This is a genomic window from Microcoleus sp. Pol12B5, from assembly GCF_036701335.1.
GTDB lineage: Bacteria > Cyanobacteriota > Cyanobacteriia > Cyanobacteriales > Microcoleaceae > Microcoleus.
In genome coordinates this window covers 73,554-90,359 of record NZ_JAUBQQ010000010.1, presented here as the reverse complement: position 1 = coordinate 90,359, position 16,806 = coordinate 73,554, and the positions used below count along the sequence as shown (strand labels likewise).

17 protein-coding genes are annotated in these 16,806 nt (G+C 45.5%); 12 read left to right on the top strand and 5 right to left on the bottom strand.

Annotated elements, in window-relative coordinates:
* Positions 1 to 194 precede the first annotated feature (194 nt).
* The 9 genes from QUA24_RS08075 to QUA24_RS08035 all read left to right on the top strand — a co-directional run bounded on the left by QUA24_RS08075 (position 195) and on the right by QUA24_RS08035 (position 8,795).
* On the top strand, positions 195 to 392 hold the full coding sequence (locus tag QUA24_RS08075) for a hypothetical protein (protein WP_333228683.1): 198 nt from the start codon (positions 195 to 197) through the stop codon (positions 390 to 392).
* 683 nt (positions 393 to 1,075) lie between these two features.
* Positions 1,076 to 1,594, top strand: coding sequence for a phycocyanin subunit beta (locus QUA24_RS08070; protein ID WP_333037001.1), 519 nt, complete (start codon positions 1,076 to 1,078; stop codon positions 1,592 to 1,594).
* A 102-nt stretch (positions 1,595 to 1,696) separates the two neighbouring features.
* Positions 1,697 to 2,185, top strand: a complete 489-nt coding sequence (cpcA, locus tag QUA24_RS08065) for a phycocyanin subunit alpha (RefSeq protein WP_006631256.1) — start codon at positions 1,697 to 1,699, stop codon at positions 2,183 to 2,185.
* 149 nt (positions 2,186 to 2,334) lie between these two features.
* Entirely contained in the window at positions 2,335 to 3,150 is an 816-nt protein-coding gene (locus QUA24_RS08060) for a phycobilisome linker polypeptide (RefSeq protein ID WP_333228681.1), read from the top strand.
* 193 nt (positions 3,151 to 3,343) lie between these two features.
* Entirely contained in the window at positions 3,344 to 4,213 is an 870-nt protein-coding gene (locus tag QUA24_RS08055; RefSeq protein ID WP_333228679.1) for a phycobilisome linker polypeptide, read from the top strand.
* A gap of 101 nt (positions 4,214 to 4,314) precedes the next feature.
* Complete coding sequence (locus QUA24_RS08050; protein WP_333228676.1) at positions 4,315 to 4,599, top strand: phycobilisome linker polypeptide; 285 nt, start codon at positions 4,315 to 4,317, stop codon at positions 4,597 to 4,599.
* A gap of 236 nt (positions 4,600 to 4,835) precedes the next feature.
* Positions 4,836 to 5,675, top strand: a complete 840-nt coding sequence (locus QUA24_RS08045; protein WP_333228674.1) for a HEAT repeat domain-containing protein — start codon at positions 4,836 to 4,838, stop codon at positions 5,673 to 5,675.
* Positions 5,676 to 6,074: 399 nt separating this feature from the next.
* Positions 6,075 to 7,994 carry a hypothetical protein gene (locus QUA24_RS08040; RefSeq protein ID WP_333228673.1) on the top strand — a complete coding sequence of 640 codons (1,920 nt, stop codon included), beginning with the start codon at positions 6,075 to 6,077 and terminating at the stop codon, positions 7,992 to 7,994.
* Between the two features lie 174 nt (positions 7,995 to 8,168).
* Entirely contained in the window at positions 8,169 to 8,795 is a 627-nt protein-coding gene (locus QUA24_RS08035; protein ID WP_333228671.1) for a HEAT repeat domain-containing protein, read from the top strand.
* Here QUA24_RS08035 and QUA24_RS08030 read toward each other — a convergent pair.
* Positions 8,784 to 9,077: a DUF2103 domain-containing protein gene (locus QUA24_RS08030; RefSeq protein WP_333044057.1), complete on the bottom strand. Its 294-nt coding sequence runs from the start codon at positions 9,075 to 9,077 to the stop codon at positions 8,784 to 8,786. The genes QUA24_RS08035 and QUA24_RS08030 overlap by 12 nt on opposite strands.
* Positions 9,078 to 9,177: 100 nt before the next feature.
* The gene (locus QUA24_RS08025; protein WP_333228669.1) at positions 9,178 to 9,645 is read right to left on the bottom strand and encodes a response regulator; all 468 of its coding nucleotides are present in this window, start codon (positions 9,643 to 9,645) and stop codon (positions 9,178 to 9,180) included.
* Positions 9,646 to 10,073: 428 nt separating this feature from the next.
* Between QUA24_RS08025 and QUA24_RS08020 the strand changes: the two genes are divergently transcribed.
* On the top strand, positions 10,074 to 10,400 hold the full coding sequence (locus QUA24_RS08020) for an antibiotic biosynthesis monooxygenase (RefSeq protein WP_333228666.1): 327 nt from the start codon (positions 10,074 to 10,076) through the stop codon (positions 10,398 to 10,400).
* Here the strand turns inward: QUA24_RS08020 and cas6 are convergent, their stop codons facing one another.
* Both cas6 and QUA24_RS08010 read right to left on the bottom strand, forming a co-directional pair.
* Positions 10,401 to 11,282 carry a CRISPR-associated endoribonuclease Cas6 gene (gene cas6, locus QUA24_RS08015; protein WP_333228664.1) on the bottom strand — a complete coding sequence of 294 codons (882 nt, stop codon included), beginning with the start codon at positions 11,280 to 11,282 and terminating at the stop codon, positions 10,401 to 10,403.
* A gap of 191 nt (positions 11,283 to 11,473) precedes the next feature.
* The gene (locus tag QUA24_RS08010; RefSeq protein WP_333228662.1) at positions 11,474 to 12,556 is read right to left on the bottom strand and encodes a class I fructose-bisphosphate aldolase; all 1,083 of its coding nucleotides are present in this window, start codon (positions 12,554 to 12,556) and stop codon (positions 11,474 to 11,476) included.
* 224 nt (positions 12,557 to 12,780) lie between these two features.
* Between QUA24_RS08010 and QUA24_RS08005 the strand changes: the two genes are divergently transcribed.
* Together QUA24_RS08005 and QUA24_RS08000 are read left to right on the top strand one after the other, a co-directional pair.
* Entirely contained in the window at positions 12,781 to 15,411 is a 2,631-nt protein-coding gene (locus tag QUA24_RS08005) for a M1 family metallopeptidase (protein WP_333228660.1), read from the top strand.
* A gap of 204 nt (positions 15,412 to 15,615) precedes the next feature.
* On the top strand, positions 15,616 to 16,113 hold the full coding sequence (locus QUA24_RS08000) for an NUDIX hydrolase (RefSeq protein ID WP_333228658.1): 498 nt from the start codon (positions 15,616 to 15,618) through the stop codon (positions 16,111 to 16,113).
* A gap of 195 nt (positions 16,114 to 16,308) precedes the next feature.
* On the opposite strand, the gene QUA24_RS07995 is transcribed toward QUA24_RS08000, so the two are convergent.
* On the bottom strand, positions 16,309 to 16,791 hold the full coding sequence (locus tag QUA24_RS07995; protein ID WP_333228656.1) for a hypothetical protein: 483 nt from the start codon (positions 16,789 to 16,791) through the stop codon (positions 16,309 to 16,311).
* Positions 16,792 to 16,806: the final 15 nt, after the last annotated feature.

The following is a 16,806-nucleotide window of genomic DNA, read 5'->3' as shown; positions in this document are numbered from 1 at the left end:
GTTCTGAATAAAAAACTGTTTAACTTGGGACTGGTTTTGGGCGGTTCGATGCCGGGCAAGCAAAAAGCTTTTAACTTCAATGCGTCTGGTGGCTCGATCACGCCGTTTGTAGGCCTACGGCTGATAGCACCTATCCACCTTACCAAAAATAATGGGTTTAAAGCCCCGGCATAAGCTTGACGGAAGCCCAAGCAGTGATTCTTGGAATCCTGCGGTACGGCCGGGGAGGATGTCAATATATAGATGAAGAAAGTTTTTTTGCAACCGCTGCAGGACAAACAGTAGATGCTTGGTCTGCAGTCAAGTCCAATGACTCCCCAGACCAAGCATCCCTGGGTTATGAAAGACCGGGCCCGGTCTTTCAACTTCCAAAGGCTGAGTTTGGTCACTAAATACTGATATTTCCGGCAAAAGCTGAGGCTGTGGCGAGGGGGTTCACAATCTTTTGGATTTTGCCCACACCGAATTCTGCTGCCCTCCTGACATTGGGCAGAATTTTTGCTTGTTTCCTTATTCCCCCAGGCTTCTTTTACCAAGACTTTAATTTACTTAATATTTCTTAACAATTCGGCTTTTCCAGAGAAATCCAACAAAGGCGATCGGCCTATGGGACGGTTCCGGGGGGTTCTACCGCCACTGCAGGGCGATCAAAGCAAACTCTGCGTTTCTTTTTGCCATCTCGCATCTACCCTCAGAAGGAGATTTGCCCGCAGTTGCACCCCAAATATTTACCTTCTTAGAGAGATAAGTTTCTGTAATAATTTGTAATAAACAAACGCAGGCGAGCATTGTATAAAGATTATCAGAGGGTTGAAACGACAGGCCAAAGTTAACAAAAACCCTGATTGACAAGGTTTGTCGCATCTCATAAAAGGTGTAAAATTTTCTAAGGTTTCTTAAACCTCCGTTGCAATGTAACAATAGTGCAGGTAGCGGAAAGGGAGAGATCGATGGGACCAGCAGATTAGCTGGCATCAAATTTCAACCCTTGCAGGCACTCGTAGCCTGAACAAATTTAACTTAACGGTTTTATACCGCAACCAAACTCAATTAACTCAAATAGGAGAGTTCTTTCATGTTTGACGCATTTACAAAAGTGGTTTCCCAATCTGACGCTCGGGGCGAATTTCTAGCTCAGGGTCAACTAGATGCTCTCAGCAGCATGGTTTCCGACGCCAACAAGCGGATTGACGCAGTAAACCGCATCACCGGCAACGCATCCAGCATCGTAGCCAATGCAGCTCGCACCCTGTTCGCTGAACAGCCTCAACTGATCGCTCCTGGTGGCAATGCTTACACCAACCGCCGCATGGCAGCTTGCTTGCGCGATATGGAAATCATCTTGCGCTACGTCACCTATGCAACATTTGCAGGCGACGCCAGCGTTTTGGACGACCGCTGCTTGAACGGTCTGCGTGAAACATACCAAGCTCTGGGAGTTCCCGGTGGCTCAGTTGCAGCCGGCGTGCAAAAAATGAAGGAAGCAGCAATCGCGATCGCTAACGACCCCAACGGCGTTACCCGTGGTGATTGCAGCTCGCTGATGTCTGAAATCGGCAGCTACTTCGACCGCGCTGCCAATGCAGTCGGCTAAAAATAGCCAAGCGAACCTTTCTTGTAAAGAAGCGAGCATCGCATTTTTGCAAACAATCATTTTTGTACAAAAACAACACAACATTAGGGAGAAACCAGAACAATGAAAACCCCTTTGACTGAAGCAGTAACCGCAGCCGATTCTCAAGGCCGTTTCCTGAGCAGCACAGAACTGCAAGTCGCCTTCGGCCGTTTCCGCCAAGCAGCAGCAGGTTTGGAAGCAGCTAAAGCTTTGACCGCCAACTCTCAGCGCTTGATCGACGGTGCAGCTCAAGCTGTGTACAACAAATTCCCGTACACACAACAAATGCAAGGCCCTAACTACGCTTCTACCCCAACCGGTAAAGCCAAGTGCTCTCGCGACATCGGCTACTACCTGCGGATGGTAACCTACTGCTTAGTTGCAGGCGGCACCGGTCCTATGGACGAGTACCTGATTGCAGGTGTTGACGAAATCAACCGGACATTTGAATTGTCTCCTAGCTGGTACGTTGAAGCTCTCAAGTACATCAAAGGCAACCACGGTCTGAGTGGCGACGCTGCAACTGAAGCGAATTCCTACATCGACTACGCAATCAACGCTCTGAGCTAGATTTGCGTGATGCCCGGAATTGTAAGCTGCTGTTAGCTTAAGTGTTAGCGGTTGTTTAGAATTCCGGGCATCTGCGATCGAAGCCTAGTTTTGCAAATACTTTTTTTAAGCATTTTTCAGTTTTTAAAGCAAAAAAGGGAGAAGCGAAGATGGCGGGATTAGGTGCAGCAGAACGGTTAGGAATAAAAGCATTTGAAGAAGCGGGACGGGTAGAACTTCGCCCCCACTGGACGCAAGACGATGCGAAAGCAGTAATTCGTGCCGCTTACAGCCAAGTTTTCGGCAACGAGTATTTAATGTCGAGCGAACGACTTACCAGTGCTGAATCTCTGCTGCTGCAAGGGCAGATTTCAGTGAAAGATTTTGTGCGGTCAATTGCACATTCCGAAACCTATCGGAAAAAGTTTTTTTATCCGAACTCGCAAACGCGGTTAATTGAGCTTAATTATAAGCATTTGTTAGGCCGCGCTCCTTACGATGAGTCGGAAATTGCTTTCCACGTTGATTTGTACAATGCAGAAGGCTACGAAGCTGAAATCAATTCTTACATTGACTCAGTTGAGTATGAAGAAAATTTTGGCGACAGTATAGTGCCTTACTATCGCGGTTTCGCGACCCAAAGAGGTCAAAAAACGGTCGGTTTTAACCGGATGTTTCAATTGTACCGGGGTTTTGCTTCTAGCGATCGATCGCAAAACCAAACCCAAGCCCGCCTGACTTGGGAAGTAGCGAGAAATATGGCTTCGCCGATACACACAGCCTCCACCGGAAAAGCCCTTGGCGGGACTTCGGGCGGTTCTCGCGCCCAACTCTACCGAGTCACTGCAATGCAAGGTGCGGCTAAGTTTTCGCCTCAAGTGCGGCGGACAACTACCGAATATCTCGTGCCTTACGAGCAACTTTCGAGTCGCTTGCAGCAAATCAACAAATGTGGCGGCAAAGTGGTAAGTATTACCACAGCTTAAAGTTTGTGTATTGACGTTTTTTTGAAACGTCTTTAGCAAATTAGGACTAAGGCTAAAAAATTCTTCAATTTTATGTGTATAGGTAAGGTGTGCAGTGTACACCCTACTTTGAGGCATATTATCCTTAGTCCTAAAAATTTCAAGTGCAACCAAGCATTAAACTTTTGTCATTAATAATTTAGGAGAAAATCTGGTGGCGATTACGACAGCAGCGTCCAGACTGGGAACATCCGCATTGAGCGATGCGCCGAAGGTAGAACTGCGCCCGAACTACACCAAAGACGACGTTGAAACTGTGATTCGTGCGGTTTACCGTCAGGTGCTGGGCAACGACTATTTAATGAAATCCGAGCGACTTACAAGTTCCGAGTCTTTGCTGCGGGACGGCAGTTTGACGGTACGAGAATTTGTACGCGCTGTAGCTAAGTCAGAACTGTACAAAACCAAGTTTTTCTACAACAGCTTCCAAACTCGGACGATCGAACTAAACTACAAACACTTGCTCGGTCGCGCTCCCTACGACGAATCTGAAGTAGTTGAACACTTAGATTTGTACCAAACACAAGGCTACGACGCTGATATTGATTCTTACATCGATTCAGTAGAGTATCAAGAAAACTTCGGCGAAAGTATCGTACCTTACTACCGCGGCTTTAACACCCAGCGTGGTCAAAAAACCGTTGGTTTTACCCGGATGTTCCGCCTGTATCGCGGCTATGCAAACAGCGATACATCTCAACTAGAAGGCAATAACTCTCGCTTAGCTGTCGAACTCGGCACTAACACCGCTACGGCTGTAGTTGGGCCTTCTGGCGGTAACGAAGGTTGGGCATATCGGCCTTCTGCCAGAAACGTAACTCCCAGCAGCACTTTCGGCGGCGCTGCTGCTTACGGCAAAGAAGGGCGGCTGGTGCGCGTGGAAGTTTCGGGAATTCGCACGGGCGGCTATCCCAGCGTGCGCCGCAGCAGCAAGGCTTTCATCGTACCTGTTGAGGAGTTGTCCTCGCAAATGCAGAAATTTCAACGCCTGGGCGCGAAAATCGCCAGCATTACTCCAATTTAGTCAGTTGACAGTTGGCAGTTGGCAGTTACTAGCTTTTAGTCAACAGTCAACAGTCAACAGTCAACAGTCAACAGTCAGAATTACCAATTACCAAGAAGCTTATGTTGGGTCAAATTGTAGCTGGAAAAAGTGGCAATACAGCTTCGGCTGGTCGCTGCTTTCGGTATGAAGTTGTGGGCTTGCGCCAAAGCGATGAAACAGATAATGTGGATTATTCGATTCGATCGAGCGCGAGTACATTTATCACCGTGCCTTACAATCGGATGAATCAAGAAATGCAGCGGATTACTCGCATGGGCGGGAAAATTGTCAGCATTCATCCTTTAAACGCGGGTGCAGAATCATCCCATGACTCATCCCATGAATCATCTGGTGATCACCAATAGTTGGGTGGGAGGGGCGATGAAAATCGCTCCGATACAAGCTAGAAGGGGCGATGAAAATCGCTCCTAGACAAACCAAGTCCACTCCAAGCGGACTAAGAGTTAATGTAACCCGCCCAGGCGGGTTTTGTCTGTTTAGTAGGGATTTTAATCGGCCAGTTTCCCGAACCCTTGCAGGTTTTTTCTGTGTAGCAGCCATTTCAATCGCCGAATAACTAATAACTAATAACTAATAAATAATGACTATGAATTATTACGAATCCGACTCACCGCCGGCGGGTGTAGCTGAGGGCGAGTCTTTAACTGTTGAACAGGCGATCGCAAATTTGCACTCCCAAGATTACAGTCTCCGGTATTATGCTGCTTGGTGGGTGGGCAGATTTCGAGTCAAGGAACCGGCAGCTATTGCAGCTTTAATTGCCGCATTGCAAGAAGAATCAGAACAAACAAAAATCGGCGACTATTCCCTATTACGAAATGCGGCGCGAGCTCTGGGTAAATTGGGCGACAAACAAGCCTTACCGGCCCTGATTCGCTGTTTGGAATGCGCTGATTATTACGTGCGAGAAGCGGCTGCTCAAGCTCTAGAAATGCTGGGCGAGATCGATTCTATTGGGCCGCTAATGAAGCTATTAAATGGGGGCGTAGCTGTGGCTGTGCGAGTGTCAGGAAAATCGCACCTCGTTCAACCTTACGACTCGGTAATTGAAGCTTTGGGAACGCTAAAAGCGACAGAAGCAATACCGCTAATTTCACCTTTTTTAGAACATTCTGTCGAGCGGGTGCAGTATGCTGCGGCGCGGGCAATGTATCAGTTAACTGGTGAGCGGGTTTATGGAGAGCGGTTGGTAAGTGCTTTGAATGGGGATAATTTGCAGTTGAGGCGATCGGCTTTGATGGACTTGGGGGCGATCGGCTATTTGCCGGGAGCGCAAGCTATTTCTGAAACTTTAGCAGAAAATAGCCTGAAATTGATTGCGCTCAAAGGAGTTTTGGAGCATCACCTCAATCAACAAGAATCACTATCTTTATCAGATGATGCTATCGGCGTTATGGATTTAATGGATAGTTTACTTTAACAAAAATTAGTTCACAACTGAAATAGGATAGCTGTAGCGATTCTCAATTGTCTGCCGTAAATTCAGGAGACAGCACATTTCAGGAGACAGCGCCGTGCTGTTTCCCTACCGCATATCTGTATTTCATGGAGTTGAGAACTATTTTATCGGTTTGATCCGGATGAATCTATTACCGATTATTTGATGGAATGAGGGAGGGGGCTTTAGGTACTAATTTTTATAAATTTTAGTGAAAATACTGAGGTTTGTAGCTGTAGTTGGCGAAAACGAACCTGTTAAAATAATATTACCATCTGGATGAGTTTTCAGTTAAAAAAGTTTGGGTTTTGACTGCGGGCGATCGCGGAATGCTGCGAGATGGTTGTGTAGCAGCTAGAAGTATAAATCGGGGGATTCACCATGAGCAACGATCCTTTAGAAGTCCAGGTGCAACATTTTGCCACGCTTAAGTCCAAGTATAAAGCAACAAAATATGAAGATTCATCTCCCTCTAGTCTTCTGTATCTCATTCTGCGAAAAGCTGATTTAGAAATTGAAATTAGTAAATTTGAGTGGAAGTGGTTACAAGAGCATGAGCTTTTGGAAACAAAAAAAGCTATCGAGCAAGAGCCACAACGTAAAGCTGAAGAACGAAGAAAACTAGATGCTAAATTTTCTCAACTCAAGTCTAAGTTTAAAGCAACCAGAGGGCTACTCATATCCAGTCATTTGTATCCTATCCTTTGGAAACTTGAATCAGAAAATCACCTAACTGACTTAGAAGTTAAATATCTGAAAGAACAGGGGCTTACTCAAACAGTTGCTATCGTTCAAGAGATGGCGCGATTTGCTTTGCTAAAGGCTCAGTACCGAGCAACTGAATATCCAAATTGTTCGCTTGATAGCCCCTTGTATCAGATTCTCAAGCAACTGGATGCACGAGCAATATTAAGTGATGTAGAGGCTAACTGGCTGTTCAATAACCAACTGGTTGATACTCTAGAAATTTTTTGGCAACAAAAAGCTGTACGGGAAGCTGAATTTGCCCAACTCAAGGATAAGTACAAAGCTAGTGAATACCCAGAAACATCTGTCTCTAGTCCGTTGTATCCCATCCTGAAAAATCTTGAGGCAGATAAGCAGTTGAGCGAGTCAGAACTTAAATGGCTGGAAGAGCATCAACTTAGCGAAACGCTTAACATTGTTTTGGAGATTGAACAGACACGGCACTTTGCTGAACTGAAAGTTAAGTATAAAGCTAATCAATCTGAGGATTCATCACCCTCTAGCCATCTTTATAAAGTTCTCAAGAAAATTGATTTAGACCATCCTCTAGGTGAGCAGGATATTAACTTTCTGAAAAAGCGTAAACTGACGGAGACAATTACTGTTGCGCTTGACAAATTTGCTGCTAGTCTCAAGTCCCAAATTCAATCTGGAGAGCCGTTGAGTGAGGCTGATTTTGATTGGGTAAAACAGAATGGACGTGATGATGTAATTACCTTTGCTATTGAAAACTATGTTGTTGATCTGAAAATAAGAATCCAATTGGGAGAGCATTTAAGTGAGGCTGATATTGATTGGCTGAAACAGAATGGACGTGAGGATGTAATTACTTTTGCCCAAGAAAAGGAATTTGCTGCTCTGAAGGTCAAGTATCGGATTATAGATCGTGATTTCCCTTTCGATCCGTTTTACGCAATCATGGTAAAATTGGAGAAAGAAGAGCGTCTAGATCCTGTGTTAGTTGTTCAGTTAATACAACAGAAACTTTTAGCTAGTCATGGAAAGATTGCTATGGCCTACCACAGGCTTGAAGCGCTTTTCTACCAGCAGGAATATGAGCGCACTGGAAATAAATGGAACTTGCCAAACGCCAGCAGTCATTGGCGCAAGGCAGATGAACCGGAAAGTGCATTGAAAGTGACAGAAAATCTGGACTTCGACCAAATCAAAGAAAATAAGCTCAAGTCAGCTTTGCTAACAACGAGGGGCGGTGCTTTCCGAGATATTGATAAATTAGGTGATGCTGAAAAGTGTGCGCTCAAAGCTATTGAGTATCAGCCTCAGAGTCATCACCCTTACACTTTGATGGGAGCTATTTGTTTTGAGCGGGGTCAATTTTCAGAGGGTGAACGTTGGTTTAACGAGGCAATTAAACGCGGTGCTGAATCAGAAGATATAGATTCCGAACTCAAGCAGGTTGTCAAAAATGCTAAGGATGAGAAGCGTCGGGAAGTTGTGGAATATCTGCTGAAAAAAAATCCGCAGCGCTATGCTTGGGCTAAGGCTTATAGGAAGCGCCAAGAGGGTGAGGATGCACAGCGCAAGAATTCCTAGGGCGGGTATGGAGTCGAGTTTTTGGCGGATTCGACTCTTTAACCAAGACAGTCCTATTTTGAGTAGGGTAAGCTTTTTAAGTTAATCTCCGCGCCTCAGCCACACTGCAAAAAGTTCGATCGCGCGATCGACCCAACCTACAATTACAATAGTCACGGTACAGTTTATAAGTAAATGGAATTAGAACTAATTCAGGCTGTCGAAAAAGCAGATTCTTCCGAGGGCTTGTTAAAGGCGGTCAAAGCACTGGCCGCGACTCCCTCAAAACAAGCAATTCCTACCTTAATTACAGTGCTCGGTTACAACAACCCAGGCGCCGCTGTTGCCGCCGTTGATGGGCTGATTCAACTCGGAGAACCTGCGGTGCTACCGCTGCTGGAACAGCTTGACGGCTACAATTACGGGGCAAGAGCTTGGGCTGTTCGGGCTTTGGCGGCAATTGGCGATCCCAGGGGTTTGGAGATTTTGCTCGATGCGGCGGCGAATGACTTTGCTTTGAGTGTCCGGCGGGCGGCGGCTAGGGGTTTGGGGACGATTTGCTGGGAACTTATGCCAGCAGAACAAGTTTTAGAGGCTCAACTTCGCACTGTGAAAACGCTACTGCAAGCGTCCCGAGATCCAGAATGGGTGGTTCGCTACGCAGCAGCGGGGGGTTTGCAAGCTTTGGCGGGTGGTGTGGCTGTTAAACCGGATTGGTTAGCGGACGTTTCCGCCAGGTTTGACGAAATTGTCGATCGCGACGAAACTGCTTCAGTTAGAGCCCGGGCTTTGCTTGCCAAACAAAGATTGTCACTTGGCTAGGGTTAGGGCGATCGTCTCTTCCAAGTCCCCTTGACTTAGAGTGGTTAATATAAAGACTTCTTGTACGGTTTTGCCCTGTCTGGCAATGATTTTAAATCCCCCGCGGATGGGTACTGACACTCTTAATGTCATGCGGGGGATGTGTCCTTTAACTTTGTTGATGACGCCTGGAGTAACGGTTTGAATGCCCATTTTGAGGGTGAGGCGCTCTAAAATTGGTATCAAACCGGGAAGGTGAGTAGAGTGATTCCAAACTAGGCGGCCTTTGGGTTGTGCGTTCATAAATATTTAACCAAATTCAACATACCCAGTCTAAGCCACCCCTGGGGGGAACCAATTTGAATTTTCCTCAACTTATTTATCAATAACGTTACTGTGAGTGTCATTGCCAGCAAACGGAGACAATCTCAAACCGAGATTTTTGATTCCGGGCGCGCAAGCTAAGATTTGATGGCGCAGAATTGCCCTGTACTTTTTGATGTTGTGGGTTGGTAACTGTTGGTTTTTCTAGTTGAGTTGCGATCGCCCCGAGCATTGCTGCGACACTGCAAGGTTTTTTGAGATAGCCGTCTGCTTTAAGTTCCAGGGCTTGTTCCATTTCGGAGGCTGTCATAAAAATAAACGGAATGCTGGCGGTTGCAGGGTGCGATCGCACGGCTGCGAATACTTCAAAACCGTCGAGTTCCGGCATCATGACATCTGACAAAATTAAATCGGGAATTTGGGCAGCTAACTGGATACCAACTTGTCCGTTTTCGGCGCCGACAGCTTCAAAACCGCGCGATTCCAGAAGTTCTAATACGGTTTCTCGGATTAAGTTATCGTCTTCAATTACTAATATTTTTTTCATTTGTTTGAACAGGCTCTTTACTTTGTTTGTATGTCTCTGTTATCATTGTTACAAATTAGTTTTAAATAATTCAATAGGGTTATTGCAAAAAACCGCTTTTGACTGGCAACTTTTTACGGCTTTGTGTATGCTCGCAGCTAACCACAACACTTGAGTTATCAGCAGCTTTACCCTGTGTACTAGCGCTAGAAGTCGCTCCGGCGTACCTAGGATTGTGAACGTCTAAAATCCGCGATTCAATAGTTTATTTAATCAAGATTTTAGCCACCTGACTCAAAAAGTTTCTATTTGAGTGGCGATCGCAGTTACGTGTAATTAATAAATCCGCCGATGAGCTAAGCAGGAAACTCCAACCTGTGCAGTTCACAAATTTCGGGCGATCGGGTAAAATCTAACTTAGTGTATCGCTATTAAGTGAGGAAAAGGATATGTCAGAATTTCTCGACTTTCTCAGACATCAGTTTGCCTACGTTGCCATTGGCGAATTTAAACCAGGAAAATTTGAAGCTGCAGAACAACTTTTTGAAAAAGCCGTTGCAACTTATGCCACAGGTTTTAAGGGAGCATACCTGCTGCAATTGCCCAATACAGACAAAGGTATTGCCATCATTTTTTGGGAAACCGTAGAAGATATGGCAGCCAATCAAAGCGAAGCTTATCAGGAAATATTGAAGCAGATGGCGCCTTTGTTTGCGAAAATACCAGACACAAATGTTTATGAAATTGTCAGTGAAATTCAGCCCAAAAGTGAATAATTAAAAAACCTGCAACCTGCGCGTCATTCCCATACCCATGGGCGTTTTTCGCCCGACTCCGCTGTAAAGCGCAAAATCTGCTAAAGTGTTAATTTGCTTGATAGTAGCAGGAGCTATATCTCCCATAATTCGGTAACTAATATCCCCGACGCAGCCAATAAATTTACTGCGAGAATCCGTACTAACTTCTGTTCTGATATCGAAGAAACTGGGAAAAATAGCTTCTGTGAAAGTAGGTTCGATCGCAATCCGGCTGTAGTTGTTCCAGCGATTAGCTAAACTGCCAAAAATACTCTCACGAGTGGGCATAGCACTATCGTAGACACCTTGCCGAAAATTAGTAGGAGTGCAAAAACTAAAAGCTATTTGGCGCTCAGTTTCCGAAGCTCTCTCGAACAATTCGGCGTAAGTACAAAAGTTGACCCAAGGCTGGTTGGATTGCGGTTCCCTCAAAATATTAGTAATGTATATATTTGTCGGCCCCAGATGCCAAGGGCGATCAAAATTCAGTTGCTGCCAAAGTTGAGTTAGGCGATCGAACAAACCGTCATCCAGCAGAGAAATCCGCCACCAAATCGGCATATTTTCCTGAATAGCTTGCTTGTGTTCCCACTGTACAGCCGGAGATATTGTGCGGGAAGCCGGAGGCAAAACTCTCTTTTGTGGCTGGGGCGTGCTGCTTTTGTAAGCCTCTTTTCTGCTTACTTGAAAAGGGCTTAAAGTGAAAGCTTTTTCATGAGATTGGTCGTGCAGGTACGCGCTCAAATCGCTGTCTACAGCACTCACAAGGTTCAAAAACAAAGCGTGGAGATGCCGCCCCGTTAAAAACTGGGAGGGAATTGGTGCAACTGGCCGCAGGTTTAAAACAAGGCTGTGGGGCATTTTTAAATTTATATACTGTGTCTGTATATATGTTCAGCTAGTATTAATACTACAGCTAAGTTGCAACTTAGATTAAGGAATCTAAATCGCGTAAGGTGCACAATGTGCACCCTACTTTTACGACGATTTGTGGGTCGTGTACACCTACGTTTAGGTTGTAATATTGACGCACCTCTCTGTACTGTGAATTTTTAGGCGATCGAGATTTCGGGCGACAAATAAACGTCTTGGATGGCGTGGAACAATTTTACGCCTTCTTCAAAGGGACGCTGAAAAGTTTTGCGACCGGAAATTAAGCCGCAGCCGCCAGCGCGCTTATTGATTACCGCCGTGCGAATTGCTTCTGCAAAATCGCTTTTCCCGGAAGCACCGCCGGAGTTAATTAAACCCATCCTTCCCGCATAACAGTTGAGCACTTGATAACGAGTTAGATCGATCGGGTGATCCGTTGTCAAATCCGAATAAACGCGCTTGTCGGTTTTGCCGTAACTGTGACCGCTTGCTTTAGCAACTGCTCCATAGCCGTTGTTGCATTCGGGCAATTTCTGCTTGATAATGTCAGCTTGAATTGTCACTCCCAAGTGATTTGCTTGCCCGGTTAAATCGGCTGCAACATGATAATCTTTGTCTTGTTTAAAAATATCGTTGCGAAGATAGCACCACAAAATTGTCGCCATTCCGTATTCGTGAGCGTGGGCAAAAGCCTGACTGACTTCTTGGATTTGTCGCGTCGATTCCGGAGAACCAAAATAAATTGTTGCTCCCACTGCAACCGCTCCCAAATTCCAAGCTTGCTCGACAGAAGCAAACATTATTTGGTCGAATTGATTGGGATAAGTTAGCAACTCGTTGTGATTGAGCTTAACAATAAAAGGGATTTTATGCGCGTATTTGCGAGATACGCTTCCCAAAACTCCCAGCGTTGTCGCGACAGCATTGCAGCCAGCAGAAATTGCTAATTTAATGATATTTTCGCTGTCAAAATATATGGGATTCGGTGCAAAAGAAGCGGCCGCCGAGTGTTCGATTCCTTGGTCTACGGGCAGGATGGATAAATAGCCGGTATTTGCCAAGCGTCCGCTAGAATAGAGTTGCTGAAGCGATCGCAAAACTTGGGGAGATCGATCGGTTTGAGCAAAAATGCGATCGACCCAATCCGGACCCGGCAGGTGCAACAAATCTTTAGAAACTTTTGCTTGATGGGTGAGCAAGTCTTCGGCTTCGTCGCCAAGCCAAGATTCGATCGAACTGGGAACTGATAGTGTAGCTGTCATACAGATTTCCCTCTCAATTTCAATTGCAGGATGATGATTGCAGACATTAACCTTGCTGATATTGTAGCGAAAAAATCATATTTTCTATCCCGTCAACGCTCGACCCAGTTTTTAACAAGTTAGCGACAACAGCAGCTAGGACGCGCTACTCTATAATAAGCTGGCAGTTCAGCCGGATCTGCGCTGCCAGCGATCGCCGATCGACTCACAACTTTGCCATCACAATGTCACACACTTACTTTGATTCTGAAAACGGTCACAAATCCTTCGAGATGCCCGGTGCCAGGCCCCACTACAACCCCGATCGCCCTGGTCAAGTAGAGCACATTTTCCTCGACTTAGTGCTGAATATTCCCAAACAAAGCTTTCGTGGCACTTGCAGCATCCGCATCAATCCAGTCCGTAGCGGTATTGACAAATTAACCTTAGATGCTGTCAATCTGAATATCAAATCAGTAAAAGTCGGCGAAATTGAGCAAAATTTCGACAGCGATGGCGAAGTCTTGCAAATTCAACTACACGAACCAACAGAAGCTTACCAACCAATTACAATTGCGATCGAATACTCGGTCGAAAAACCCCAGCGCGGCCTCTATTTCGTCGGCCCGGACAAACACTATCCAGACAAACCAACACAAGTTTGGACTCAAGGCGAAGACGAAGATTCCCGCTTCTGGTTTCCCTGTTTCGACTATCCCGGACAGTTGGCAACTTCGGAAATTCGAGTGCAAGTTCCGAGACAACTCTTTGCTATTTCCAACGGCGAATTAATTAGTACAAAAAACGAAGGCGACGATAAAATTTATCACTGGTCCCAAACCCAGGTACACCCGACCTACTTAATGACCTTAGCAGTCGGAGATTTTGCCGAAATCAAAGACGAATGGAACGGCAAACCAGTTAATTATTACGTGGAAAGAAGCCGCGAAGCAGACGCTAAGCGCAGCATGGGCAAAACGCCTCAAATGATAGAATTCTTCTCTAAAGCATTTGGCTATCCTTACCCTTTTCCTAAATACGCTCAAGTCTGCGTCGATGATTTCATCTTCGGCGGTATGGAAAATACTTCAACAACTTTGCTGACAGATAGGTGCTTGCTAGACGAACGCGCCAGCCTCGACAATCGAGGTACTGAAAGCTTGGTCGCCCACGAATTGGCTCACCAGTGGTTCGGGGATTTAGTAGTAATTAAACATTGGTCTCATGCTTGGCTGAAAGAAGGCATGGCTTCTTATTCCGAGGTGCTGTGGACTGATAAAGAATATGGCAAAGAAGACGCGGCTTACTATATGTTAAATGAAGCCCGCAATTATTTAGCAGAAGATAGTTCTCGCTATCGGCGCCCGATCGTTACTCACGTTTACCGCGAAGCCATTGAATTGTACGATCGCCATTTGTACGAAAAAGGTGCTTGCGTCTATCACATGATTCGCGCCGAGTTGGGCGACGAATTATTTGACAAAGCAATTCACACTTTTGTGCGTGATAACGCTCACAAAACTGTAGAAACCATCGATTTGCTCAGGGCGATAGAAAAGGCTACGGGTCGCAATCTCATGTTTTTGTTTGACCAGTACGTTTATCGCGGCGGTCATCCAGATTATAAGGTTGGTTATTCCTGGGATGGTGACAGCAAATTAGCAAAAGTTACTGTCACTCAAACTCAGGTAAAAGATAGCAAAAATGGCAACGGCAACAGCAAAGATGTCTTTGACCTAAAAATTCCGATCGGCTTCGGTTACAAGCCAGAAAAAGAAGCAGATGATGACAGTTGGGCACGTTCAAGCCAGAACCTAAAAACTTTCACAGTCCGAGTGCATGAGCGCGAGCAAAGCTTCTATTTCCCTCTCGAAGAGAAGCCTGCATTTATCAGTTTTGATGTCGGCAATAAATACTTAAAAACAGTTGTGTTAGAGTATGGAGTTGCGGAACTAAAAGCTCAGTTGCAGTTCGATCCAGACCCGGTTTCCCGGATTTACGCGGCCCAAGCTTTGGCGAAGAAGGGAGGGCTGGAAGCTGTGAAAACGCTGTCAGAAGTTCTCAAGAAAGAGCCGTTCTGGGCAGTACGGGCAGAAGTTGCCGGTCAGTTAGTTGAAATTAAACTCGACCAAGTTTTTGAAGGTTTAGTAAGTGGTTTAAAAGATAAAGATGCTCGTGTTCGTCGCGCTGTGGTGAATGCGCTGGGTAAAATCCAAACTCACGAAAGTTATAAAGCGCTGAGATCGATCGTCGAAAAAGGCGACGACAGCTATTATGTAGAAGCAGCAGCAGCGACTGCTATGGGATCCATTGCAGGGGCTAACCCCGACGAAAAACCGAGCGACGAACAGGTACTGAAAGAGTTAAAATTGGTGCTGAAAGAGCGTCAGGGGTGGAATGAGGTAGTGCGATCGGGTGCGATCGCCGGTTTGGCGCAGATGAAAACTTCGGAAGATGCGCTGAATTTAATATTGAAATACACAGCCGTCGGCACTCCGCAAGCTTTGCGCTTGGCTGCAATTCGAGCTTTGGGCACAATTTCGAGTGGTCAAACGAAGGTCAATTTAGAACGGATTTTGCAGCGATTGGCAGAATTATCTAAAGAGACGTTTTTCTTGACTCAAGTCTCTGTAGTAGCGGGATTAGGACAAATGCAAACTCGCAAAGCAATTCGCATTTTGCGTTCTTTAGCTGACCAAACCCCCGATGGCCGCGTCCGCCGCATGGCTGATGAAGCTGTGCAAAGAGTGCAGAAAAATTCTGGTTCTGATGCAGCGGTAAAGCAGTTGCGGGAGGAATTAGACCAGGTGAAAAAGGATAATCAAGATTTGAGGAGTCGGATGGAAAATTTGGAGGCTAAGGCGAAGAAAGATTAGGTGTAAAACCCCATACCGGCGCAGATAAAGGCAGATATTGGCGATCGGCTTTTATCTGCTTGTCGGTAGAGGATTTCGCGCAGTTATTATAATAATATAATTGTTCAGTGGGAGTGCATGGGAATTTCCTATTTTCCACAGAGGGGAAAAACCAAATATCTTTATTCTCCACTTTGTTGTCTCAACTGGGAAATTATCTAGAATGTGGATGCAATTTTTATTTTTGAGTTGTCAACTGTTGATGAAGTTGCAGTAGCTTTTTCACCCAGAAATATTGCACCAATCATGAGTATAAGAACCGCTGTATTGATAGAGCAATCTGGGGTAATTCCCTATCGTATTCAAGACGGACAAATTGAAGTAATGCTCATTACTTCTTCGGCTAGCAAGCGCTGGGTGATTCCCAAAGGATTAATTGAACCTGACATGACTCCCCAAGATTCGGCCGCCAAGGAAGCTTGGGAAGAAGCAGGTTTGTTGGGTAAAGTGTTCCCGGATTTGCTAGGAACTTACGAGTATCAAAAGTCCGGCTGTACTTGGCTGGTAGGAGTATTTCTACTGGAAGTGCAAGCAGTTCTGGAAATTTGGCCCGAAGCTAGCAAGAGAAAGCGGCAGTGGGTAAGTATTCCTAAAGCAATTAAGCGGGTTAACGAACCGGAACTCAAACTCATTTTGGCGGATTTGCCGAATCGGTTCTGGTGATTATGTCCAGAATGCAAAACCTAATTATCTAATGTGCGCCGAGGCACATCCTACCGCCATAATTCACGCATCAAACCACTTTTTGGTCTTAGTATAAACTTGTAGGGTGCGTCTGTCAGCTAAATTATTTAAAAATGGAGCTATGATTACTGACGCACCCTACAAACTTATGATATCGGTGTAAAAAGTTTCCCGTTAAGCGTTAGCTGAGAGGAAAGGAATGCTTTCGGCTAAGTTATCCTTAACTTCAATTCCCTGTTTTCTCGCCCAAAACTGGCTCAAAAAGTGAATTTGCCGCAAGCCGACAACTAAATTTAAACCTGGTACAAAAATCCACCAAACTGTTAGCGGTTCTTTGATTCCTTCTTGGCGGTACAATTCATTAACTGTGTTGTAAAGTTTGAACTGCACGATGTAAATCCAAGCAATACCGAGGAGGGAAAGCCAACCAAACCATCCGGGAACGTCAGGATCGAATATCCGCAAAGCTTGGGGGACGGCTACTCCTAAAACAAAGGGAAGCAAGCAAAGAGTTCCCGACCAACCGCTGCCGTTATAGCGACGCAATTCTTCTTGAATAATCCATTTGTACCAGCCGTAATATAGCAGCAAGCTGACTCCAGACAGCAAAATTACTCGCCACAAAGAGCGCGGTTTACCTAAAGGTTTGTCGGACATATTTAGATGTAAGAT